This is a genomic window from Microbacterium sp. As-52 (assembly GCF_049949185.1).
Classification (GTDB): Bacteria; Actinomycetota; Actinomycetes; order Actinomycetales; family Microbacteriaceae; genus Microbacterium; species Microbacterium maritypicum_A.
The window spans coordinates 1,519,519-1,543,040 of record NZ_CP188171.1 but is presented as its reverse complement, the minus strand read 5'-3'; the positions used below and the strand labels follow the sequence as shown (position 1 = coordinate 1,543,040).

Here is a 23,522-nt window from a genome sequence, read left to right as displayed (position 1 = left end):
CGCGGAATGCTTGCACCGGTCATAGGGCGATGGGTTCGCCTCGCGAAGCGACGGTGCGTGACCGTTCGCGCCAGATCGAGCCGTGCTGCATGCTACTCAAACCCACCCGTCAACCGCCCGCGCATCCGCGAACTGCTCTCATTCATTCCGACGATCTCCACCGTCTTCCCCAACGCCTGATACTTCGTCTCGATCGCATCCAACGCGGCCACGGTCGACGCATCCCACACATGCGATCCCGACAGATCGATGCTTACCCGAGACGGATCGTCTGAGTACGAGAACAACGTCGTCAGATCATTGCTCGACGCGAAGAACAGCTCCCCCTCCACGACATACGTCACGACATCCCCCGCCACACCCAGAACCCGGCGGACCGTCACGAAGTGCGCCACCCGCCGCACGAACAATACCGTCGCGACCAGTACCCCGCCGACCACTCCGACTGCCAGGTTGTGCGTGATCAACACCAGCACCACCGTCGCGACCATCACGAACGTCTCGCTCTTCGGCATCCGCTTCAATGTCGACGGACGCACGCTGTGCCAGTCGAACGCCCCGATCGCGACCATGATCATCACGGCGACGAGCGCGGCCATGGGGATCGTCCCGACGAAGTCCCCGAACACCACCACCAGCAGGAAAAGGAAGAGCCCAGCGCAGAACGTCGAGATGCGAGTCCGCGCGCCCGACGCCTTCACGTTGATCCATGGTCTGACCGATCACGGCGCAGCCGCCCATGCCGCCGAAGATCCCCGACAGCATGTTCGCCACGCCCTGCCCCCACGCCTCGCGGCTCTTGCGCGAGTGGGTGTCGGTGATCTCGTCGACGAGCTTCGCGGTGAGCAGCGACTCCATCAGTCCGACGAGTGCGACCCCGAGCGCGAACGGCGCGATGATCGTGAACGTCTCCCACGTCAGCGGAACGGTCGGGATGGACAGCTCCGGCAGGCTCTTCGGCAGCTCGCCCTGGTCACCGACGGTGGGCACGGTGATGCCGAACGGAGCACGACCCCCGTCACGATCACGACCGACACGGGCGGCGCCGGCTGAACCTGTACTAGCGCAGGGGGACGAGCTCTGCGAGCGAACGCGCACTTCCAGGGTGTAGTCGTTCCGCGATTTCCCAACCGCAGGTGTAGTCGCCGCCGGCAGCCCACGCCTTGCCTATCGCCGAAAAGGACTGAGCTGTGCTTCCCGCGTCTGCATGGCGTTGGGCGATCGTGAGCCACATCGATTGTGCGACGAACCCGTTGACCTCCTGGGTGGCCTCGTCTTCAAGCCGCGCGACATGATCGGGGCCGCCGTCGGCCATCGAAACCATGGCCTGGGCCTCGGCCTTCAACAGGGCCGAGGGCAATCGTTCCGCGAGGGCCTGGGCGGCAGGGAAATTGCCGAGGGCTGAGTACTCTGCGATGACTCGCAGTAGCAGATCGTCCTGCCGTTCAGTGTGATTCTGACCCTGAGTGTCGATTTGCATCACAACCCGTCGCAGCGAGTCTTCAGCCACCTGGAAGGAGAGCGCAGCGCGGCATGCCGATGCCAACAACAGGCAGACCTCCGGATCGATTTCCGGGATTCTCAACATTCGAGGGACACAGCGCTCGATGAACCGCTGAGCGCTTCCCGCGGGCCCGAAGAGGTTTAGGTTCTCGATCGCCCGCGTGAGAATTCGCAACCGCGCGTCGAGGTCAGACTTCCCAGCGTCGACAAGAAGTTCGTCGTAGATGCCCATCGCGGCTTCCTCGTCGCCCGCAACCATGAGCGCCGCAGCGACATCGGATAGCGCGCTGGGCATTCGCTTCGTGTCGAGCCCCCGCGCGACACGAACAGCGTCCTCAACTAGCTGAACGGCAGCGTCCTCCGTGTCGATGAGCTGAGTTAGGCGCACATCCGTAACCAAGTTGATGAACATCTCCTCGTGCAACGCCAGAGGCGAGCCGTTGGGTAAACCCGCTTGCGCTTCAGAGATCTGTTCCGGGCGGTCGGCGAGTTCTTCGGGTCCGGTCGTGGTGCCGCTGGGCACGCGGAGTCTTTGACCAACGCGTCTGGCATCTGCGGCCCTTCCAAGATCTTGGAAGTTCTCCGCTACTGCAATGTAGGTCGTTTGCCTAACGGCGATCATGGTGATGCGGCTCGTCACCTCTTCAGCGGCATCAATAGCTCGCTGTGCGAGCAAGACATCTCCGGCAGCTCCGGCAGCCTTGGCAACCGCAAGATATGCGCTCGCAGCGCCGGCGGCGGTCTCCACGCCCTCAGCCACGGCGAAAGCCTTCTGCGTGTCCCCTGCCGCTAGGCAGGCATCGACGGCACCTAGCGGGACCTCGAGCCCGCCAGGCGAGATCCTGCGATAGTTCACCAGGATCTTCTGAAGCGCGAGCAGCTCGGGAAGGTCGCGGACGTTGGACCGCTTTGCCGCACCTCGAAGCTGCTGAGCGCAGTCAATTGCGGTCATGCCTGAGGCTCGTTGTGCAGAGTGACGGTTGGTGTCGACGAGCCATGCGACTACGTGCGCCCACTTACTGCTGTCCACCTCCGCAAGACGGACGAAGGCTTCGCTCAACAGGAAGGGTGGGCAATCCTCCCAGCCCCGCCGCGATGCCCGCGCGGCCTCCTTGAGTACCAATTGCCGATAAGGCTTAAGCGCCCTGTCGCGGATCGCGGCCCAATCATGTCGATCGCGAAGTGCGACAGCGTCTGCGTAGGAAGGAGCGAGGTTTTGTACAATCCGAGCCAGCGTGCTCTCATGGCCGATCTCGTACTGCGCCACGCCAGAGGGATCGTGGGATCTCATGAGGTTTCGGCTCACGCCGTGACGGAGAACACTTCGCGCGGTGGGGATCGAGATCTCCAGAAGCGATGCAATGTCGCCCACCGTCAACGGCGCAGCGCAGGCAGCCAGCAACCCGGCGATCGAGCGCCCGGGCTCGGCGCCCATCAGCGCATCTATTTCCGAGGGGTCCACAGCCTTCGCCGCTACGGCTGAAGGACGCAGGCTCGTCCAACTTCCACGGGCGCGAAGCCAGTGGTCATCTGGCACATCGGGCGGAACAGGCGGATTTGGACGCGAGGTCACGATCACCTTCAGGCCGAGTGCTTGCAGCTCGGCGCGACCTGGAAGTACCGAGGCGATCGATGCAGACCGGCCGGCTCCGTGGTGCGCAAGCTCCTCATCGAGCCCATCAACCAACAGGACCAGTTGTTTCCCCCGGCTCCTGCAAGCGTACGTCGCACGCTGGAGAAGGTCTTTCCAGCCCCACACGGCATCCACGCCACCTCCGTCGGGCGGGCCGTAGCGCTCGCCGACCTGTCCTGCGAGGAACGCGCCCGTGACGAAGAGGAACGCTTCAAGTGAATTGCTCAGGGCATCGCGTTGCCGAATGAAGAATGGAACGATGTCGGCAGACTCCATGCCCTCGTGCGCGATCGTGTACGCAAGTCCGCTCTTGCCAGCCTTTTCGGGAGCGAGCCAAGCGAGTGTCGATGCATCCCCGCGGACCAGGGAGCGCGCGAGGCTTAGCTCATCCGCTCGGTCGACCAATAACACGGGCATTCGCTCTTGAATGATGGTCTGGTAACCACGTTGGACAGCTTCCGCTCGCGTTCGAGACAAGCGAGCGTCGACTTCTTCAATGGAGTCAACTACCGATTCAATTGACGCAGAAAGGGAATCGGAGATGCTCAAGAGCTCGCCGATGCCGCTGCTTTGAGCGAGCCGTTGCGCGTGAGTTTCTGTAGCCACCCAATCGCATAGAAGTACGGACAAGGTGTCGATCGCGATTTGGAGGTAGGAGGACGTATCCTCGGTGGCCTCGACGAGCGCGTCCGTGGCCGCGCTCGTTGCTCGCAGGTATGGAGCCAGTGCGTACGGCCCGCGAAGGGCCGCACGGAGGAGCTGCGGCGGCTGGCTTCGGTCGCTCAGATCTAGAGCGACTTCCTTCAGTATGGATTCGATCGACATATCGACCCATTCGCGCTCCTCGGGGTTCACCCGCGAGTACTCGTGATCGATCTGGGTCAGTTCCGTGGCCAGGTTCTTGAGGAACACTGAGAACTTTCCTCGATCGCGTCGTCCTAGGACTCCGTCAACGATTGCATCCCCGACGTCCCCGCTCAGAAGCCTCAGCAAAGTGGCCAATACTGACTTCCGCTCCTGGTCCCCGGTGGAGAACAGGTGGGTACTCATGAGCTAGATAGTAGCGTCGGCGTTTGAAGCGGGACATCCACGAGTCGAGGAGGATAGCGGCGGGGGGCTGAACTGGAGCCTTCTCCGTTGGAATCGTGGGACTGGATAAGGTGACGTCATGTCTTCGATTCCCTTGCCCTCACCCGGCTTCGCGACGATCGACTTCGAGACCACGGGCTTCTACGCCGAGGGAACCGACCGGGCGATCGAGATCTCCGTGGTTCACTCTGAGCCGGACGGCACGATCACGGGCCAGTGGGAGACACTCATCAACCCGGGCCGAGACCTCGGTCGGCAGGACATCCACGGCATCAGCGCCCGAGAGATCCTGCGAGCACCGCAGTTCCCGGGCATCACTGCCGATCTGGTCGATCTCCTGTCACAGCGCGTGGTCGTGGCGCACAACGCCTCCTTCGACATGCGTTTCCTCGAGGCCGAGTTGGGGCGCGCGGCCTACTGGGCAGGCGTGCCGTTCGTCAGCCTCTGCACGATGCGACTGGCGCGTACCCACCTCGGCGGGAGCAGCACGCTTGCTGATTGCTGTGCGGCGTTCGATATCGACCTCAGCGGGGCGCACCGTGCAGCCGTCGATGCGCGCGCGACGGCTGAGTTGCTTGGTGCTTTCGTGGCGAGCACGGGACAGTCCTCTTGGCGCGACTTGCTCGGGCAGGCCGAGCGTCTGGCCCCGTACGCAGGGGAGCGCGGTGAGTGGCTCGCGCGTTCCAACGTCGAGGACTACTCGCCGAGCTTCTTGGAGAGGATTCTCGACCGCGTTCCGGATGTGAGCGACTCCGACGAGCAAGCGGAGTATGTCGCACTCGTCGAGCGGTGCCTCCTCGATCGCTACCTGTCGGAGCACGAGAAGGACGCCCTCGTCGCGTTCGCGGATCGAGTGGGTCTGCCGCGCGCAACGGTCGAGCGGCTGCATCACGACTACCTCGCCGCGCTGGTCAAGATCGCCTGGGCAGATGGCGTGATCACTGAGGATGAGCGCGCCGACCTGATCTCGATCGCGCAGCTTCTGGAGGTGCCCGTCGAGGTCGTGCTGGATGCAGTTGCTCAGCCGGTCGAGATCGCAGTATTGCCGCCGACGACGGTGTTCACGTTGAATCCCGGGGACATCGTCGTTCTGACCGGTGAGATGACGCGAGCGCGTTCCGAGTGGGAGCAGCGCCTCCGTGAACACGGGATCGTGGCGAAGCCTGCTGTGACGAAGGCGGCGCGCCTCGTGGTCGCGGCTGACCCGGACTCGCTTTCCGGCAAAGCACGCAAGGCACGCGACTACGGCATTCCCATCGTCGGGGAGTCCTGGCTCGCCGAGCGCTACGCCTGATCTACCCGGGTAGATCAGGCGCAACCGGCGAAACTCCGTTCAGCCTCGCCCGCCGCTCACCTTCTTGAACCACACGCCGACCTGCGTCTGGAACAGCTCGCGCACCAGGTCGCTGTCGAGCGCGCCGTCGACGCCTCGCAGTCGACCCTGCGTGAGCTCACCGCAGACCACTGCCCATGCGTATCCGATCGCCAGGGTGAAGGTGCTGGCGACGGTGCCCGAGATCGCACCGCCGATAATGGTTCCCGCTCCGGGGATGAACTTCAGGAGGCCGGCGACGGCGCTTCGTCCTGCCGCCGAGACGGCGACTGTTGCCGCGGTCGCTGCGATCGTGGCGGTCTCGACTCTGACACCGTAGATCGCCGCCACCCTCGCCATCATCCCGAGCTGGATGGGAATGAGCACACCGGCGTCAGCAACCGGAATCGGGATAGCTCCGACCGTCAGCGCCGCCGTGGCAGCCGCGCGGACAGCTGTCTGAGCTTGCTTGCGCTTTCGTGCCAGATCGACTTTCTGGGCGGCTGCGAACGCTGCTTCAACACCCTCGGGAGCTGCGCGAAACGTGGCATCGACGAGCTCCGTGAGCCCGTGCTGAACCTGGCCGGTGAACTCATCCGCCGTCGACATCACCAGGATCGGACGACCGCCCACGATCGGCAGGTCGAGCCCGGCGATGTGGTCCGCCAGGGTCAGAGCGTCGGCGTGATACTCGCCGTTCCGCGACGGCACCTGCGTCAGGACGACGACGACAGGCAGGCCGAGGTCGTGCAGGCGGCGGATGAACTCTGCTTCGGTGTCTTCGAACCGCCGGTCAGTCGACCGGACGCAGTACCAGGCGACGTGGATCTGCTCCGAGAGCGGTTGCTGGCGCATCTTCTTCAGGTAGTCGCCGAGTTCGCTGATCAGCTCATCGGTGTCCTTGCCGATCTCGAGGCCACGGGTGTCGAGCAGGCCGAGAAAGCCGGAACGATGTATGTAGAGATGCTCGTCCATCGTGACGGGCTCGCCGACTCCGGTGGGAGCGACCTCTTCGCCGAAGATCGCGTTGATCAGCGTCGACTTCCCGACGCCCGTCTTGCCGAAGATGGCGAGGTTGAAGCGGCCGATCTCGTCCGCCTGCTCTTTCCACTGATTGCGGAAGTCGTCTTCAGAGAAGGTCTCACCCGTCATTGCGCACTCCCTCTGAGGCCGTGGCCCCGATCCCCGAGGCGTCGCGCCCCCGCTGAGGACTAGCGTATCGAGCGGTGGTAGAGCGGGTCCCGTCTCAGTCGCAGGCGATCCCGTCACCGTCACGGTCGAGGTCGTACACATCCGGCCCCACCACCTGCAGCGGCCCGCGCACGTACGCCGGCCCGTTCCCGCTCCCACCCGCGCAGTCCACATCCGACGCGATCGGCACGCACACCCCGGCATAGCTCGAGTGGCACTCGGCGGCGGGCTGCACCAACGGGACAGGTGCGGGAGCAGGCTGTCGCGTCCCGTTCGACGTGACCTCATTCACCGGCGCGACGGTGACGACCTCGACGAGGACTTCGCGCGACACTTCCACACCATCGACGTACGTCACGCGGTAGGTGGTGACCTTGGTTCCGTCGACCCCGGCTGTCGTGATGGCGGTCTGTCCGACGTCGAGCTGCGGATCGTCGGCCGTCGTCCGCTCGAAAGGAACGACCGTCGACTCTTCGACCTCCTCGAAGGTAGTGGGCTTGGGAGAGGGGGTCGGCTTCTCTGTCTGCGCGGACGCGAACGGCTTGGCCTCCGACGACCCTGAACTCGTGGTGTCCGAACCAGGGCCGCCGAGGGCAGCGTTCGCTCCGGACCCCGCGAACATCAGAACGAACGCGATCCCCAGAGCAGCCCATCCCGCTCCGCGCGAGCGCACGCGAAAGAGCTTCGCCGAGCCACGCACGATCCCATAGATGGCGACGAAGAAGAGCACCAACCCGGCGAGCATCATGATCACGCCCAGGCTGCGGGTGAGGAGGAGGATCGCGAGCACCACCGCTCCCACTATGAGGACGACCTTCATCCGAGAGGACTTCACCTGGGCGGGAGCGGCATCGACGGGGGTCACGGCGACAGCCGCAGTCGGCGCCTGCCCCAGGGGTGCGGTGTGCACCGTCCATTGAGTGCCGTCCCACCAGCGCTGCTGCTGTGCGGGGTGCTCCGGGTCGGCGTACCAACCCTGGGGTGCTGCAGGCATCTTTGCCATCCTTCTGCTCAGGCTCTGGCCGAACACTACCGATATTCCAGCGTGTAGTGGAGAGTCCGATCACGGCTGCCAGCAGGTGCACTCTTCCCTCCCCCCGACCCCCTGCGCCATCATGAGACGACCACCCACCAAGGAGGCCCTCTTGTCGCTCGCGCCGACCACGCCGGCAACCGCCGCCGCCAAAGGCCTCCCCGGTCTCGCGATCATCGCGCAGATCCGACGCGTGGTGATGATGGCCGTGATCGCCGTCCTCGTCTACTCCACACTCACCGTCGCGAGCCGGAGCTACTGCCCCGGCGGCATCGACGGGAGCGGCGGCTTCATCGACTCATCGGGACAGCCGACCGACGAAGCGCCCGTGTGCATCGATCTGACGCTCCGCCCCAGCCCCCTGGTCTACATCGCCATCGCCGCGATCGTGCTGATCACTCTCGGACGTGTGATGAAGGCGAGCGACGAACGCTCGGCCCTCAAGACACTGAACCGCGCGTCGATCGGAGTAGCGGCACTCGTGGTCCTCGCGATCGTCGTCTCCCTCGTCTGGTTCTTCCTGATCCCCATGGAGGAGTTCACCTCCGGCTCCTGGACGGTCTTCAGCCCGTTCCCCTTCGGCACCATCGACGTCACGACGACGCCGCTGACCGTCGAGTGACGCACCGCAAGGCCAGGAGAGTGGCAGGGAACCGTCGGGGCAAGAGCGCGACACGCCCGGCGGTCGGCCTAGATTTGCCCGATCCCTGGGATCCGCGTAACTTATTACTTGTTCGCCCCAAACGGTTGAGCGGAGGTCCTCGGACCGGCTCCCGTCAAGCAGCTAACACCTCCCGAATCCCAGGCACTCACTGAGTGAACAGGATGAAGGTGCTGATCCGTTCCCACGGTCAGGCCGAGAAAAACTCGGACTTGACAACGGAAACGAGATCGGTAAGATAGAGAAGTTGCCCTTCGGGCCTGGCTGTGATGGCTGGGTCGTGGGAGCATCCGATCCTTGAGAACTCAACAGCGTGCACTTGTCAAATGCCAAATTATCCTCGTCTAGCTTCGGCTAGTTGAGAATTCCTTTGGATCAAAGACCAACTCCTTCCGGGGGGTTGGCAATGGATGAAGTCAGCAATGAATTTGTCTCTTTGGTCAGCATCAAACTCGCTGCGTCACCGTTTTCCCGGTGGGGTATGCATTTCTTTTTTACGGAGAGTTTGATCCTGGCTCAGGATGAACGCTGGCGGCGTGCTTAACACATGCAAGTCGAACGGTGAACACAGAGCTTGCTCTGTGGGATCAGTGGCGAACGGGTGAGTAACACGTGAGCAACCTGCCCCTGACTCTGGGATAAGCGCTGGAAACGGCGTCTAATACTGGATATGTGACGTGACCGCATGGTCTGCGTCTGGAAAGAATTTCGGTTGGGGATGGGCTCGCGGCCTATCAGCTTGTTGGTGAGGTAATGGCTCACCAAGGCGTCGACGGGTAGCCGGCCTGAGAGGGTGACCGGCCACACTGGGACTGAGACACGGCCCAGACTCCTACGGGAGGCAGCAGTGGGGAATATTGCACAATGGGCGCAAGCCTGATGCAGCAACGCCGCGTGAGGGACGACGGCCTTCGGGTTGTAAACCTCTTTTAGCAGGGAAGAAGCGAAAGTGACGGTACCTGCAGAAAAAGCGCCGGCTAACTACGTGCCAGCAGCCGCGGTAATACGTAGGGCGCAAGCGTTATCCGGAATTATTGGGCGTAAAGAGCTCGTAGGCGGTTTGTCGCGTCTGCTGTGAAATCCGGAGGCTCAACCTCCGGCCTGCAGTGGGTACGGGCAGACTAGAGTGCGGTAGGGGAGATTGGAATTCCTGGTGTAGCGGTGGAATGCGCAGATATCAGGAGGAACACCGATGGCGAAGGCAGATCTCTGGGCCGTAACTGACGCTGAGGAGCGAAAGGGTGGGGAGCAAACAGGCTTAGATACCCTGGTAGTCCACCCCGTAAACGTTGGGAACTAGTTGTGGGGTCCATTCCACGGATTCCGTGACGCAGCTAACGCATTAAGTTCCCCGCCTGGGGAGTACGGCCGCAAGGCTAAAACTCAAAGGAATTGACGGGGACCCGCACAAGCGGCGGAGCATGCGGATTAATTCGATGCAACGCGAAGAACCTTACCAAGGCTTGACATATACGAGAACGGGCCAGAAATGGTCAACTCTTTGGACACTCGTAAACAGGTGGTGCATGGTTGTCGTCAGCTCGTGTCGTGAGATGTTGGGTTAAGTCCCGCAACGAGCGCAACCCTCGTTCTATGTTGCCAGCACGTAATGGTGGGAACTCATGGGATACTGCCGGGGTCAACTCGGAGGAAGGTGGGGATGACGTCAAATCATCATGCCCCTTATGTCTTGGGCTTCACGCATGCTACAATGGCCGGTACAAAGGGCTGCAATACCGCGAGGTGGAGCGAATCCCAAAAAGCCGGTCCCAGTTCGGATTGAGGTCTGCAACTCGACCTCATGAAGTCGGAGTCGCTAGTAATCGCAGATCAGCAACGCTGCGGTGAATACGTTCCCGGGTCTTGTACACACCGCCCGTCAAGTCATGAAAGTCGGTAACACCTGAAGCCGGTGGCCTAACCCTTGTGGAGGGAGCCGTCGAAGGTGGGATCGGTAATTAGGACTAAGTCGTAACAAGGTAGCCGTACCGGAAGGTGCGGCTGGATCACCTCCTTTCTAAGGAGCATCTGACACTTTCGGGTGTCCAGAACCCAGATCGAGAACGTTCGTTTCTCGCTGGGAGCTCATGGGTGGAACATTTGACATGGTGCGAAGGATGTTGTTCTTCTCCAGTACGCCACTTCGGTGGTTGGAACGGGGAGGGTGGCGGATGTCGCACCTGCACGCTGTTGGGTCCTGAGGGACCGGATGCGGATCTTTCGGGATCTGGTCTGAACCTCTGGGCCTCTTTCTGTTTCCCCCGTGTGGGGTTGTGGATAGGGGCACCGCCCGTACTTTGAGAACTACACAGTGGACGCGAGCATCTTGCAGCTGGCTTCGGTCAGTTGCACAAGATGATCTTAAAGATCATTAGTCAATTTCAGATTCCATCTTCGGATGGGGTCGAGTTTTTGATTCAAACTCATGTGATTTCAAGTCTTTAAGAGCAAACGGTGGATGCCTTGGCATCTGGAGCCGAAGAAGGACGTAGCAATCTGCGATAAGCCTCGGGGAACTGATAAGCAAGTTTTGATCCGAGGGTGTCCGAATGGGGAAACCCCGCTGGGCGGCGTGCCGACCTAGTGACTCCCGCCTGAATATATAGGGCGGGTAGAGGGAACGTGGGGAAGTGAAACATCTCAGTACCCACAGGAAGAGAAAGCAACCGCGATTCCGTTAGTAGTGGCGAGCGAAACCGGAACAGGCTAAACCTAGCGTGTGTGATAGCCGGCAGGCGTTGCACGTTGGGGGTTGTGGGACTTTTCAGTCATCTCTGCCGAGGTGGCGGCGTTACAAGAAGGTATAGACGAACGGTCTTGAAAGGCCGGTCATAGAGGGTGCCAACCCCGTAGTCGAAATGCCTCTCTTGGCGCGAAGAGTATCCCAAGTAGCACGGGGCCCGTGAAATCCCGTGTGAATCTGTCAGGACCACCTGATAAGCCTAAATACTCCCAGATGACCGATAGCGGACAAGTACCGTGAGGGAAAGGTGAAAAGTACCCCGGGAGGGGAGTGAAATAGTACCTGAAACCGTTTGCTTACAAACCGTTGGAGCCTCCTTAGTAGGGGTGACAGCGTGCCTTTTGAAGAATGAGCCTGCGAGTTAGCGATATGTGGCGAGGTTAACCCGTGTGGGGTAGCCGTAGCGAAAGCGAGTCTGAATAGGGCGATTCAGTCGCATGTCCTAGACCCGAAGCGAAGTGATCTATCCATGGCCAGGTTGAAGCGACGGTAAGACGTCGTGGAGGACCGAACCCACTTAGGTTGAAAACTGAGGGGATGAGCTGTGGATAGGGGTGAAAGGCCAATCAAACTTCGTGATAGCTGGTTCTCTCCGAAATGCATTTAGGTGCAGCGTTGCGTGTTTCTTGCCGGAGGTAGAGCTACTGGATGGCCGATGGGCCCTACAAGGTTACTGACGTCAGCCAAACTCCGAATGCCGGTAAGTGAGAGCGCAGCAGTGAGACTGTGGGGGATAAGCTTCATAGTCGAGAGGGAAACAACCCAGACCACCAACTAAGGTCCCAAAGCGCGTGCTAAGTGGGAAAGGATGTGGAGTTGCCTTGACAACCAGGAGGTTGGCTTAGAAGCAGCCACCCTTGAAAGAGTGCGTAATAGCTCACTGGTCAAGTGATTCCGCGCCGACAATGTAACGGGGCTCAAGCACGCCACCGAAGTTGTGGCATTGACATTATTGGTAGGCCTTCGTGGTCCAGCCGTGTTGATGGGTAGGAGAGCGTCGTGTGGCCAGCGAAGCGGCGGTGTAAACCAGCCGTGGAGGCTACACGAGTGAGAATGCAGGCATGAGTAGCGAATGACGTGTGAGAAACACGTCCTCCGAAAGACCAAGGGTTCCAGGGTCAAGCTAATCTTCCCTGGGTAAGTCGGGACCTAAGGCGAGGCCGACAGGCGTAGTCGATGGACAACGGGTTGATATTCCCGTACCGGCGAAGAACCGCCCAAGCTAATCCAGTAGTGCTAAGTGTCTGAATCCCAGTGACTGATCCCTTCGGGGTGACGCTCTGGGCCTAGCGCACGACCCCATTCTGGTGCGGTTAGCGTATTAACAGGTGTGACGCAGGAAGGTAGCCCAAGCCAGGCGATGGTTGTCCTGGTGCAAGTGCGTAGGCCGAGTCGTAGGCAAATCCGCGATTCACATAGGCTGAGACACGATGCGGATAAAAAGTGGGTGATCCTATGCTGCCAAGAAAAGCATCGACGCGAGGTTCTAGCCGCCCGTACCCCAAACCGACTCAGGTGGTCAGGTAGAGAATACCAAGGAGATCGAGAGAATCGTGGTTAAGGAACTCGGCAAAATGCCCCCGTAACTTCGGGAGAAGGGGGGCCTTCGGCGTATAGGGATTTACTCCCGAAAGCGTTTGGAGGCCGCAGAGACTAGTGGGTAGCGACTGTTTACTAAAAACACAGGTCCGTGCCAAGTCGCAAGACGATGTATACGGACTGACGCCTGCCCGGTGCTGGAAGGTTAAGAGGACCGGTTAGCCGCAAGGCGAAGCTGAGAATTTAAGCCCCAGTAAACGGCGGTGGTAACTATAACCATCCTAAGGTAGCGAAATTCCTTGTCGGGTAAGTTCCGACCTGCACGAATGGCGTAACGACTTCCCAACTGTCTCAACCGCGAACTCGGCGAAATTGCATTACGAGTAAAGATGCTCGTTACGCGCAGCAGGACGGAAAGACCCCGTGACCTTTACTACAGCTTGGTATTGGTGTTCGGTGTGGCTTGTGTAGGATAGGTGGGAGACTTTGAAGCATGGACGCTAGTTCGTGTGGAGTCATTGTTGAAATACCACTCTGGTCACTCTGGATATCTAACTTCGAACCGTAATCCGGTTCAGGGACAGTGCCTGGTGGGTAGTTTAACTGGGGCGGTTGCCTCCCAAAAAGTAACGGAGGCGCCCAAAGGTTCCCTCAACCTGGTTGGCAATCAGGTGTCGAGTGTAAGTGCACAAGGGAGCTTGACTGTGAGACTGACAGGTCGAGCAGGGACGAAAGTCGGGACTAGTGATCCGGCAGTGGCTTGTGGAAGCGCTGTCGCTCAACGGATAAAAGGTACCTCGGGGATAACAGGCTGATCTTGCCCAAGAGTCCATATCGACGGCATGGTTTGGCACCTCGATGTCGGCTCGTCGCATCCTGGGGCTGGAGTAGGTCCCAAGGGTTGGGCTGTTCGCCCATTAAAGCGGTACGCGAGCTGGGTTTAGAACGTCGTGAGACAGTTCGGTCCCTATCCGCTGCGCGCGTAGGAAATTTGAGAGGATCTGACCCTAGTACGAGAGGACCGGGTTGGACGAACCTCTGGTGTGTCAGTTGTTCCGCCAGGAGCACCGCTGATTAGCTACGTTCGGGATGGATAACCGCTGAAAGCATCTAAGCGGGAAGCCGGCCTCAAGATGAGATTTCCATACCTTCGGGTGAGAGGCTCCCAGCCAGACTACTGGGTTGATAGGCCAGATGTGGAAGTGCAGTAATGCATGCAGCTGACTGGTACTAATAAGCCGATGACTTGATAACACACCGTTTGTTGGTGCTACGCGTCCACTGAGTGGTTCTCGATGTACGGTCGAGAACCGCATAACAACAATGACTTTGTTATGTGTTTGATTGAAACATCAATAGTGTTTCGGCGGCCATAGCGTGAGGGAAACGCCCGGTTACATTCCGAACCCGGAAGCTAAGCCTCACAGCGCCGATGGTACTGCAGGGGGGACCCTGTGGGAGAGTAGGACACCGCCGGACTCCTTTTAAACAAGAAAGCCACCCAATGCTGGGTGGCTTTCTTGCGTTGTGCTCGAGGAGAGCACGAAGAGCCATCCCTCGTGGGGTGGCTCTTCTGCGTTGACACGACCGTCGCGACGCAGTTCAGCGCTTCAGACGTGCCTCGAGCATGGCCGCGCACTCCTGCACAGCGGCAGCGAGCAGGTCCTCATCCAGATCCGCACGGCCCCACGTCACCGCCACCGCGGCAACCGGCCAGCCGGCAGCATCGAGAACTGCAGCGCCCACACTGCGCAGCCCGTCCGCGATCTCACTGTTCTCCGTCGCATATCCCCTCGTCCGCACATCGCGGAGCAGTTCGCGCAGTTCGCGCGGCGTGCGAGGCCCGAGTCCCGTGCGATCGGGGAACGCCGAGACGTCCGGATAGAGTGCCCGCACCTGCTCGCGGGGGAGCGCCGCCAGCATCGCGCGGCCCGAAGCCGTGAGGTGCGCGGGAAGCCGCACACCCACATCCGTCACCAACGCCGGCCTCCGAGGTGCGCGTTCCTCGACGATGTACAGCACATCCCCACCGCTCATCACCGCCAGGTGCGCGCTCTCCCCCAACCGGTCCGAGAGCGCAGCCACCAGAGGACGGCCCCTTCGCGCCAAAGGCTGTTGGCGCGTGTATCCGCCGGCGAGCTCGAAAGCCGAGGTGCCGAGCCCCCAGCGTCTCTCCTCGCGCAGGTGCAGCACGAATCCGTGAGCGGCCAGGGTGGTGAGCAGGTGATAGACCGTGGACCGGGGCAGTTCGAGCTCGCGCGCGATCGCCGACGCCGCCACGGGCGCGGGCCGTCCGGCGAGATAGCTCAGGATGCGGAGCGTGTTCTCCGCCGCAGGCACCTGCGCGGTCGGCTGCTGCGCGGTCAGCGCTTCCACCGCCGGCACCCCCACCTCCGGCACCTGAGGGCTCTTCGCGTTGTCTGGGATCACAGACACAGCATTGCACGAACGGGTGTCCCCGGCCACACGTCGGGTGTGGAATCGAACCATGACCGAACTCGCCCCCGTGCTGGTCGGAGCGGCCCCGCTGTCTCCCGCCGATGTCGTCGCCGTCGTCCGTCGCAACGCACCCGTGCAGCTCGACGCGGATGCGCTCGCGCGCGTCGCCGACACCCGTCGCGTGATCGACGGTCTCGCGGCGGACCCGAACCCGCACTACGGCGTGTCCACCGGGTTCGGCGCTCTCGCGACCACCTTCATCGCCCCCGACCGTCGCATGCAGCTGCAGGCCAGCCTGATCCGCTCGCACGCCGCGGGCACCGGGGCCGAGGTCGAGCGCGAGGTCGTGCGCGGACTCCAGCTCCTGCGGCTGCAGACCCTCGCCTCCGGCCGCACCGGCGTGCGTCCGGTCGTTGTCGAGACCTACGCCGCGCTGCTCAACGAGGGCATCACGCCTGTCGTCCGCGAGTACGGCTCGCTCGGCTGCTCCGGCGACCTCGCACCTCTCGCCCACATCGCCCTGGCTGCGATGGGGGAGGGAGAGGTCCGCGATGCATCCGGCGCACTGCTCCCCGCCACCGAGGCCCTCGCCGCCGCCGGCATCGAGCCGCTCACCCTCGTCGAGAAGGAGGGGCTCGCGCTCATCAACGGCACCGACGGCATGCTCGGCATGCTGGTGCTCGCACTCCACGACCTCGAGACGCTCCTGCTCACCGCCGACCTCGCCGCGGCGATGTCGGTCGAGTCGCAGCTCGGCACCGACGCGGTGTTCGCGGCTGACCTGATGGCGCTTCGTGCGCAGACGGGTCAGGCCGAATCCGCCGCCAACCTGCGCGCGTTCCTCGGTGACTCCCCCATGGTCGCGAGCCACAAGGGGCCGGACGACGGCCGGGTGCAGGATGCCTACTCGCTGCGCTGCTCGCCCCAGGTGCATGGCGCCGCGCGCGACACCCTCGCCCATGCGACACTGATCGCCGGACGCGAGCTCGCCAGTGTCATCGACAACCCCGTCATCACCCTCGACGGACGCATCGAGTCGAACGGCAACTTCCACGGCGCTCCGGTCGCGGCGGTCCTCGACTTCCTCGCGATCTCGGTCGCCGACGTCGCCTCGGTCTCCGAGCGTCGCACGGATCGCGCGCTGGATCCGGCCCGCAGCCACGGGCTTCCTCCCTTCCTCGCGGACGAGGTCGGAGTCGACTCCGGCCTCATGATCGCGCAGTACGCGGCCGCCGGGATCGTCTCCGAGCTCAAGCGCCTCGCGGTGCCGGCATCCGTCGACTCGATCCCCTCCTCGGCCATGCAGGAGGATCACGTCTCGATGGGATGGGCGGCCGCCCGCAAACTGCGCCGGGCGATCGACGGCCTCGGCCGCGTGCTCGCGATCGAGATCCTCACCGGCGCCCGCGCCCTCGACCTGCGCGCCCCGCTGCAGGCCGGACCCGCGACCGGAGCCGTGCGCGACCTGGTCCGCACCGTGGCCGACGGCCCCGGACCCGACCGCTTCCTCTCGCCGGAGATGGAAGCCGTCACCGCCCTCGTCCAGTCGGGCGACGTCGCCCGCATCGCAAAGGAGCACGCTCATGGCTGAGTCCACCGCATCCGACACCACCGCATCCGACACCACCGCATCCGCCGCTCCGGTCTCCGGACCCCGCGTCGTCCGGGCCGCCCGGGGCAACCAGCGGACCGCGAAGAGCTGGGGCGCGGAAGCCGCCAAGCGCATGCTGATGAACAACCTCGACCCCGAGGTGGCCGAGCACCCCGAAGACCTGGTGGTCTACGGCGGCACCGGCAAGGCCGCCCGCAGCTGGGACGCATACGACGCGATCGTGCGCACCCTCGACGAGCTCGAGCCCGACGAGACCTTGCTGGTGCAGTCGGGCAAGCCGGTCGGCGTCTTCCGCACGCACGAGTGGGCACCGCGCGTACTCATCGCCAACTCGAACCTGGTGGGCGACTGGGCGACCTGGCCGGAGTTCCGCAAGCTCGAAGAGCTCGGCCTCATCATGTACGGGCAGATGACCGCCGGATCCTGGATCTACATCGGCACGCAGGGCATCCTGCAGGGCACCTACGAGACGTTCGCCGCCGTCGCCCGCTCGCTCGGCCGTGACTCGCTCCGTGGCACGCTCACCCTCACGGGCGGAGCCGGCGGAATGGGCGGTGCCCAGCCGCTGGCCGTGACCATGAACGACGGGGTGGTGCTGATCGTCGACGTCGACGAGTCCCGTCTCATCCGGCGCGTGGAGCACGGCTACCTCGACGAGTACACGACCGACCTCGACGCGGCCGTCGCCCGCGTGGTCGCCGCCAAGGAGGCGGGCGACGCCCTCTCGGTCGGCGTGGTCGGCAACGCGGCCGAGGTGTTCCCCGAGCTGCGGCGTCGCGGTGTGCCGATCGACATCGTGACCGACCAGACCAGCGCCCACGACCCGCTCGCCTACCTCCCGCTCGGCATCGCCGTGGCGGACTGGAAGGCGGAAGCCGAGCGCGACCCCGAGGAGTTCACCCGCCGCTCGCGTGCGTCGATGGCCGCTCATGTCGAGGCGATGGTGGCTTTCCAGGACGCGGGGGCCGCGGTGTTCGACTACGGCAACTCGATCCGCGCCGAGGCGCAGCTGGGCGGCTTCGACCGCGCGTTCGAGTTCCCCGGATTCGTGCCGGCGTACATCCGCCCGCAGTTCGAGGAAGGACGTGGACCGTTCCGCTGGGCAGCACTCTCCGGCGACCCGGAAGACATCTACAAGACCGACCGCGCGATCGCCGAGCTCTTCCCCGAAGACGCCGCCCTGCACCGCTGGCTCGAGAAGGCTGGCGAGAAGGTGCACTTCGAGGGGCTGCCCGCCCGCATCTGCTGGCTCGGCTACAAGGAGCGCCACCTCGCCGGACTCAAGTTCAACGAGATGGTCGCGTCGGGCGAGCTGTCAGCTCCGATCGTGATCGGTCGCGACCACCTCGACTCCGGCTCTGTGGCATCGCCGTACCGCGAGACCGAGGCGATGAAGGACGGCTCCGACGCGATCGCCGACTGGCCGCTGCTGAACGCCCTGCTCAACACGGCCTCCGGCGCCTCGTGGGTGTCGCTGCACCACGGCGGCGGTGTCGGCATCGGCCGCTCCATCCACGCCGGTCAGGTCACCGTCGCCGACGGCACGGAACTCGCGGCCGAGAAGCTGGAGCGCGTGCTGACGAACGACCCGGGTACCGGCGTGATGCGTCACGTGGACGCCGGTTACGAGCACGCCCGCGAGGTCGCCCGCGAGCGCGGCCTCAAGGTGCCGATGCTCTGAGAGGCTCAGGACATGGCAACGCTCATCACGAACATCGCGGAACTGACCACGAACGTCACTACGGGTGACGACATCACCGGAACCCTGACCGATGCCGCGGTGCTGATCGAGGGCGGGCGGGTCGCGTGGGTCGGCGCCGCCGCGGAGGCGCCGACCGCCGACGAGGTCGTGGACGCCGGGGGTCGCGCGGTGATCCCGGGCTTCGTCGACAGCCACAGCCACCTCGTCTTCGGGGGCGACCGCGCGGCCGAGTTCGAGGCGCGCATGGCGGGGCAGAAGTACGCCGCGGGCGGCATCCGCTCCACCGTCGCCGCCACCCGCGCCGCGAGCGATGACGAGCTGCGCGCACGTCTGCGGGGCTTCCTCGACGAGATGCTCGCACAGGGCACCACGACGGTCGAGATCAAGAGCGGCTACGGGCTGAGCGTCGCCGACGAGGAGCGCCTGGTGCGCCTGGCCGCCGAGGTGACGCCCGAGGTGACATTCCTCGGGGCGCACGTCGTCCCGGCGGAGTACGCCGACCGCGCCGACGAGTACGTCGATCTGGTCACGGGTCCCATGCTCGACGCCTGCGCTGCGCACGCGAAGTGGATCGACGTCTTCTGCGAGACCGGTGCGTTCACGGTGGCGCAGTCGCGGCGCGTGCTGGAGGCTGGCATCGCGCGCGGACTCGCGCCCCGCGTGCACGCGAGCCAGCTCGGCCCGGGCGAGGGCGTGCGGCTGGCCGTCGAGCTCGGCGCGGCATCCATCGACCACGGCACGTACCTGACGGATGCCGACATCGATGCCCTCGCCGGCTCCGACACCGTGCTCACGCTGCTGCCGGGAGTCGAGTTCTCGACGCGGCAGCCGTATCCGGACGCGCGCCGTCTGATCGACGCAGGAGTGACCGTGGCGCTGGCGTGCGACACGAACCCGGGCTCGAGCTTCACCTCATCGATGCCCTTCTGCATCGCGGTCGCCGTGCGCGACATGGGGATGACCCCGGCCGAAGCCGTGTGGGCGGCGACCGCCGGCGGCGCGAAGGCGCTGCGTCGGGACGACATCGGCATGATCGCGCCCGGTGCCAGCGCCGACCTCGTGCTGCTGGACGCACCGACGCGCATCCACCTCGCCTACCGTCCGGGAGTGCCGCTCGTGCGCACCGTCTGGAAGGACGGCCGGACGATCGGCTGAGGCCGAACCCCCGCCGGCCGCCCAACCGCCGACCGCCCAACCGCCGAACGCTCAGCCGATCGACCCGCTCAGCCGATCGACCCGCTTCAGTCCAGAGCCTGCGCGACGACGACCGCGGCTGCGGCCGACCATGCCTGCGGGCGGCAGGCCGCGGGATAGGGAAGGGGCGCGCCACCGGGAACGAGGGCATCGCCCGCGTGCAGCTCGGGAACGCGGTACTCGAAGCCCTCCGCGAGGTCGAGCAGCTGCTCGGCGACCATCCGCGCGTCGGTGTCGAGCCCGGCGCGCATCATGCCGTGCACGGCGATCGCGGTGTCATGTGCCCAGACGCTGCCCCCGTGATAGCTCAGCGGCCAGTAGCCGGCGGCTCCGGTCGACATCGTGCGGATGCCGTAGCCGCTCGACATGCTCGGTGCGGTCAACAGGGCCGCACAGGCCTGTTCCTCCTCCGGGTCGAGGATGCCGGTTCCGATCAGGTGTCCGATGTTGCTCGTGAGGGTGTCGACGGGGGCGCCGTGCGCGTCGAGGGCGATGGCCGGGTAGCGGCCCTCGGGCGTGGTCACCCAGTAGGCGGCGCGGAAGCGTTCGCGCAGGTCTGCGGCCCACGTCCGGAGCTCGGCCGCGCCGGGTTCACCGAACGTGTCGAGCAGGTCGGCACCACGGATGGCGGCTTCGTAGGCGTAGCCCTGCACCTCGCTCAGGGCGATGGGGCCCTTGGCCAGGCGCCCGTCGCGCCACTGGATCGAGTCGCCCGAGTCCTTCCACCCCTGGTTCGCGAGGCCGTGGCCCGACTCGTCCGCATAGTCGATGAAGCCGCTGCCTGACGCGTCGCCGTGCACCGTCATCCAGGTGAGCGCCGCCCGAAGAGCCGGGAGCAATGCCCGCACCTCGCGCTCGGACATCCCCTCGGCATGGGCGTCGGCGAGCAGGCAGACCCAGAGCGGAGTCGCGTCGACGGTGCCGTAGTACAGCGGCGGCAGATGCACGCCCTCGTTGGGCAGCGAGAGGGCGCCGCTCCGCAGCTCGTGCGCGATCTTGCCTGGTGCCTCGGCCGTCGACGCATCGTGCGCGGTGCCCTGCAGGCGCGCCAGCACGCGCAGGGTGGAGGCCGCCATGTCGGGGTCGATCGCGAGCGCGAGCCGTGCGGCCCAGAGCGAGTCCCGTCCGAACAGCGTGAAGAACCAGGGCGCTCCGGCGGCGTAGAACGCGTCCTCCGGGTGCGCGGGCAGGGCGAGGCGGAGCGCGGAGAGATCCGCGGTTGCCTGCTCCATCCAGCGCGCCGCGCGCGAGTCGGCGGGAACGGTCGGCTGCGGCGCGCGCGACGACAGCGCGGCGGTGACGACGAGGGAGGGGTCGTCGAGGTCAACCGTCCAGACCATGGCGGCAGAGCCTCGCGGTGGGACCACCACATCCCACCGCAGCACCAGGGCGTCTCCGTCCTCGGCCACCGTGGCCTCGGGGGCGGTGAGCGCGAACGACGCCTCTCCCGCGCGGCAGACGGATCCGTCCCAGGTCCAGGCCGCATCGGCGGCGAGCCCGGCCTTGACCTGCTGCATCGGCGCGAAGTCCGGGACCATGCGCACGGTGAGGGTCATCGGAACCGGGGTGCCGAGGTGCGACGCGACCGTGATCCGCTCGGAGAAGGCACCGGCGGCGACCCGCCGGTCGCGATCCATCCGCACCTTCGGATCGGCCGATTCGTCGTCGAGCCCGCGGAGCAGATCCGTCAGGAGCGCCTGCTGCGGCACCGGCGACGTGCATCCGATGGATTCGAGCGCGGTGCCGTCGACCGTGGTCTCGATGCTCCGGATGTGTCGCACGTCGCCGTGGTAGATGCCGTGGATCGGAGCGGTGCCCATGCGGCCGACATCGTCGGACCATGCCTGGGTCGGTGCCTCGAGCATGATCACGGCGTCGTCCAGCAGCGGCTGGAGGGGCGGGGTGGGGGTCATTCCTTGACGGCTCCTTCTGTGGAGTTCATGATGCGGCGCTGGAAGACGAAGAACATCACGGCGACGGGGATCGTCATGATGAGTGCGGCCGCCAGCTTGAGCGGGTACTGGGTGCCCTGGCTGAGTCCGCCGCTGGCCAGGGATGCGACGCCCTTGGTCAGGGTCGTCAGGGCGGGGTCGTTGGTGGACACGATGAAGTGGCTGAGCTCGTTCCAGGAGCCCTGGAACGACAGGATCACGATCGTCACGAGCGCCGGCGTCGCCATCGGCAGCACCACCGACCAGAACAACCGGAACGTGCCGGCACCGTCGATGCGGGCCTGCTCCTCGACCGACTCGGGGATCGACTCGAAGAAGTTCTTCATGATGAACACCCCTGCCGCGTCGACGAGCAGCGGCAGGATCATCCCGGCATACGAGTTGAAGATGCCGAGCTGGTTGATCACGAGGAACTTGGGGATCAGCAGCACGACGGTCGGCACCGACATCACGGCGACCAGCGCGGCGAAGACGACACCCCGCCCGCGGAAGCGGAGTCGAGCCAGTGCGTACCCGGCGAGCGAGTTGAAGAACACGCGCCCGGCCGTGACGAAGATCGTCACGATCGCGCTGTTCACGAACCACGAGGGGAAGTCGGAGTTGCGGAACAGGCGCTCGTACGCGGCGAACGTCCATACGTCGGGGATGAGCGTGATCCCGCTGGACGCGGCATCCTCATCGGTCTTGAAGCTCGTCGCGACCTGGATCAGGAAGGGATAGATGTAGATGACCGCGAGGATGATCAGCAGCGCGTAGAGCGCGATCTGCCAGGTCAGCTGCTTCGACGAGAGCCGCCTCATGACGAGGCTCCCTTCGACGGGGGCGATGACGCGTACGAGGACGATGACGCGTACGCGCGGATGCGACGCTTCGAGACCGGCCGATCACGCAGCACCCATCGCTGCAGGAGCGTGAAGATCACGATGATGACGAACAGGATGAACGCGATGGCGGCACCCTGCCCCCACTCCTGGTTCTGGAACGCGGTCTGGTACGAGAGGTAGGCCGGGGTGAGCGTGGTCTTGCTCGGTGCTCCCCTGGTGCCCGTGTAGATCTGGTCGAACACCTGCCAGCAGCCGATGAGGCCGAGGGTGAGCACGGTGAACAGGGTCGGGCGCAGCTGGGGCAGCGTGATGCGCCAGAACCGCTGCCAGCCGTTCGCGCCGTCCATCATCGCGGCTTCGTCGACGTCGGCGCCGAGGTTCTGGAGACCGGCGAGGAAGATGAGCATGAACGTTCCGGAGGTCGTGAAGATCGCCATCAGGATGTACGCGCTCATCGCGACGGAGGGGCCGGCGAGCCATTCCCACCACGACACTCCGAGCGCGCCGCCCTGGGTGAGGGCCGCGGGGCCGGCATCGACGCCGACCGTGCCGAGCGCCAGATGCAGGATGCCGCGTGGATCGTTGAACCAGTTGGGGCCGTTGATGCCGAACCAGGAGAGCACATCGTTGACGGCTCCGCTCGAGGTGAAGAGGAACATCCACAGCACGGTGATCGCGACGGTGCTGGTCACGGAGGGGAAGTAATAGGCGGTGCGGAAGAATCCCCGGCCACGGAGCATGGCGCGGTTCACGAGGATCGCGAGGAACAGTGCGAGCGCGGTCTGCAGCGGGACGACGAGCAGCACGTACCAGGCGTTGTTGCGCAGCGATGTGCCGAAATCCTTGGTCGCGAGACCGCCGTCGGTGAGGACGGCGGCGAAGTTGTCGGCGCCGACGAACGAGACCGAGCCGGAGAGGGGGCTGCCGCGACCGCCCCAGTCCGAGACGCTCACCCAGAGCGCCATGAGGACGGGGATGAGGAGGAAGACGCCGAGGATCACGATCACCGGCGCCGTGAACAGCCATCCGGCTGCCGCCTCGCCGCGGCGGAGCCCGGAGGCCCTGCCGCGGCGAGGCGCTGCCTTGATCGCCATG

12 protein-coding genes, 3 rRNA genes and 1 pseudogene are annotated in these 23,522 nt (G+C 64.4%); 8 read left to right on the top strand and 8 right to left on the bottom strand.

Annotated features, from left to right (window positions below; all coding sequences use genetic code 11):
- Positions 1-92: 92 nt before the first annotated feature.
- Both ACLFA2_RS07390 and ACLFA2_RS07385 read right to left on the bottom strand, forming a co-directional pair.
- Positions 93-1,070: pseudogene (locus ACLFA2_RS07390) on the bottom strand (SulP family inorganic anion transporter); the annotation flags it as partial.
- Positions 1,061-4,048, bottom strand: coding sequence for a hypothetical protein (locus ACLFA2_RS07385; protein WP_426622301.1), 2,988 nt, complete (start codon positions 4,046-4,048; stop codon positions 1,061-1,063). The pseudogene ACLFA2_RS07390 and the gene ACLFA2_RS07385, both read right to left, overlap by 10 nt.
- 256 nt (positions 4,049-4,304) lie before the next feature.
- Between ACLFA2_RS07385 and ACLFA2_RS07380 the strand changes: the two genes are divergently transcribed.
- On the top strand, positions 4,305-5,519 hold the full coding sequence (locus ACLFA2_RS07380; RefSeq protein WP_426622300.1) for an exonuclease domain-containing protein: 1,215 nt from the start codon (positions 4,305-4,307) through the stop codon (positions 5,517-5,519).
- A gap of 39 nt (positions 5,520-5,558) precedes the next feature.
- On the opposite strand, the gene ACLFA2_RS07375 is transcribed toward ACLFA2_RS07380, so the two are convergent.
- Together ACLFA2_RS07375 and ACLFA2_RS07370 are read right to left on the bottom strand one after the other, a co-directional pair.
- Positions 5,559-6,689, bottom strand: a complete 1,131-nt coding sequence (locus ACLFA2_RS07375) for a GTPase family protein (protein ID WP_426622299.1) — start codon at positions 6,687-6,689, stop codon at positions 5,559-5,561.
- A gap of 94 nt (positions 6,690-6,783) precedes the next feature.
- Positions 6,784-7,722 carry a G5 domain-containing protein gene (locus ACLFA2_RS07370; protein ID WP_426622298.1) on the bottom strand — a complete coding sequence of 313 codons (939 nt, stop codon included), beginning with the start codon at positions 7,720-7,722 and terminating at the stop codon, positions 6,784-6,786.
- A 151-nt stretch (positions 7,723-7,873) separates the two neighbouring features.
- On the opposite strand from ACLFA2_RS07370, the gene ACLFA2_RS07365 reads away from it, so the two are divergent.
- The 4 genes from ACLFA2_RS07365 (at position 7,874) to rrf (ending at position 14,183) form a co-directional block, all read left to right on the top strand.
- Positions 7,874-8,383, top strand: coding sequence for a hypothetical protein (locus ACLFA2_RS07365; protein WP_426622297.1), 510 nt, complete (start codon positions 7,874-7,876; stop codon positions 8,381-8,383).
- Positions 8,384-8,915: 532 nt separating this feature from the next.
- A 16S ribosomal RNA gene (locus tag ACLFA2_RS07360) occupies positions 8,916-10,439 on the top strand.
- 414 nt (positions 10,440-10,853) lie between these two features.
- Positions 10,854-13,958 (top strand): 23S ribosomal RNA (locus tag ACLFA2_RS07355).
- 108 nt (positions 13,959-14,066) lie between these two features.
- A 5S ribosomal RNA gene (gene rrf, locus ACLFA2_RS07350) occupies positions 14,067-14,183 on the top strand.
- Together the 16S, 23S and 5S rRNA genes form the textbook arrangement of a ribosomal RNA operon.
- A 123-nt stretch (positions 14,184-14,306) precedes the next feature.
- On the opposite strand, the gene ACLFA2_RS07345 is transcribed toward rrf, so the two are convergent.
- Positions 14,307-15,044: an IclR family transcriptional regulator gene (locus ACLFA2_RS07345; RefSeq protein ID WP_292777204.1), complete on the bottom strand. Its 738-nt coding sequence runs from the start codon at positions 15,042-15,044 to the stop codon at positions 14,307-14,309.
- Between the two features lie 148 nt (positions 15,045-15,192).
- On the opposite strand from ACLFA2_RS07345, the gene hutH reads away from it, so the two are divergent.
- Genes hutH through hutI form a run of 3 tightly spaced genes read left to right on the top strand, consistent with a single transcriptional unit; the run spans position 15,193 to position 19,612 of the window.
- Positions 15,193-16,734, top strand: a complete 1,542-nt coding sequence (hutH, locus tag ACLFA2_RS07340; RefSeq protein WP_029260162.1) for a histidine ammonia-lyase — start codon at positions 15,193-15,195, stop codon at positions 16,732-16,734.
- Complete coding sequence (hutU, locus tag ACLFA2_RS07335; RefSeq protein WP_426622296.1) at positions 16,727-18,436, top strand: urocanate hydratase; 1,710 nt, start codon at positions 16,727-16,729, stop codon at positions 18,434-18,436. Before hutH ends, hutU begins: the two co-directional genes overlap by 8 nt.
- A gap of 12 nt (positions 18,437-18,448) precedes the next feature.
- Positions 18,449-19,612, top strand: a complete 1,164-nt coding sequence (gene hutI / locus ACLFA2_RS07330; RefSeq protein ID WP_426622295.1) for an imidazolonepropionase — start codon at positions 18,449-18,451, stop codon at positions 19,610-19,612.
- Between the two features lie 86 nt (positions 19,613-19,698).
- Here the strand turns inward: hutI and ACLFA2_RS07325 are convergent, their stop codons facing one another.
- From ACLFA2_RS07325 to ACLFA2_RS07315, 3 genes are read right to left on the bottom strand one after another with little or no spacing between them, the layout of a single operon-like run.
- Positions 19,699-21,564: a glycogen debranching N-terminal domain-containing protein gene (locus ACLFA2_RS07325; protein ID WP_426622294.1), complete on the bottom strand. Its 1,866-nt coding sequence runs from the start codon at positions 21,562-21,564 to the stop codon at positions 19,699-19,701.
- Complete coding sequence (locus ACLFA2_RS07320; protein WP_021198443.1) at positions 21,561-22,403, bottom strand: carbohydrate ABC transporter permease; 843 nt, start codon at positions 22,401-22,403, stop codon at positions 21,561-21,563. Before ACLFA2_RS07320 ends, ACLFA2_RS07325 begins: the two co-directional genes overlap by 4 nt.
- Positions 22,400-23,521, bottom strand: coding sequence for a carbohydrate ABC transporter permease (locus tag ACLFA2_RS07315; RefSeq protein WP_426622293.1), 1,122 nt, complete (start codon positions 23,519-23,521; stop codon positions 22,400-22,402). The genes ACLFA2_RS07320 and ACLFA2_RS07315 overlap by 4 nt, the downstream gene beginning before the upstream one ends.
- Position 23,522 lies beyond the last annotated feature (1 nt).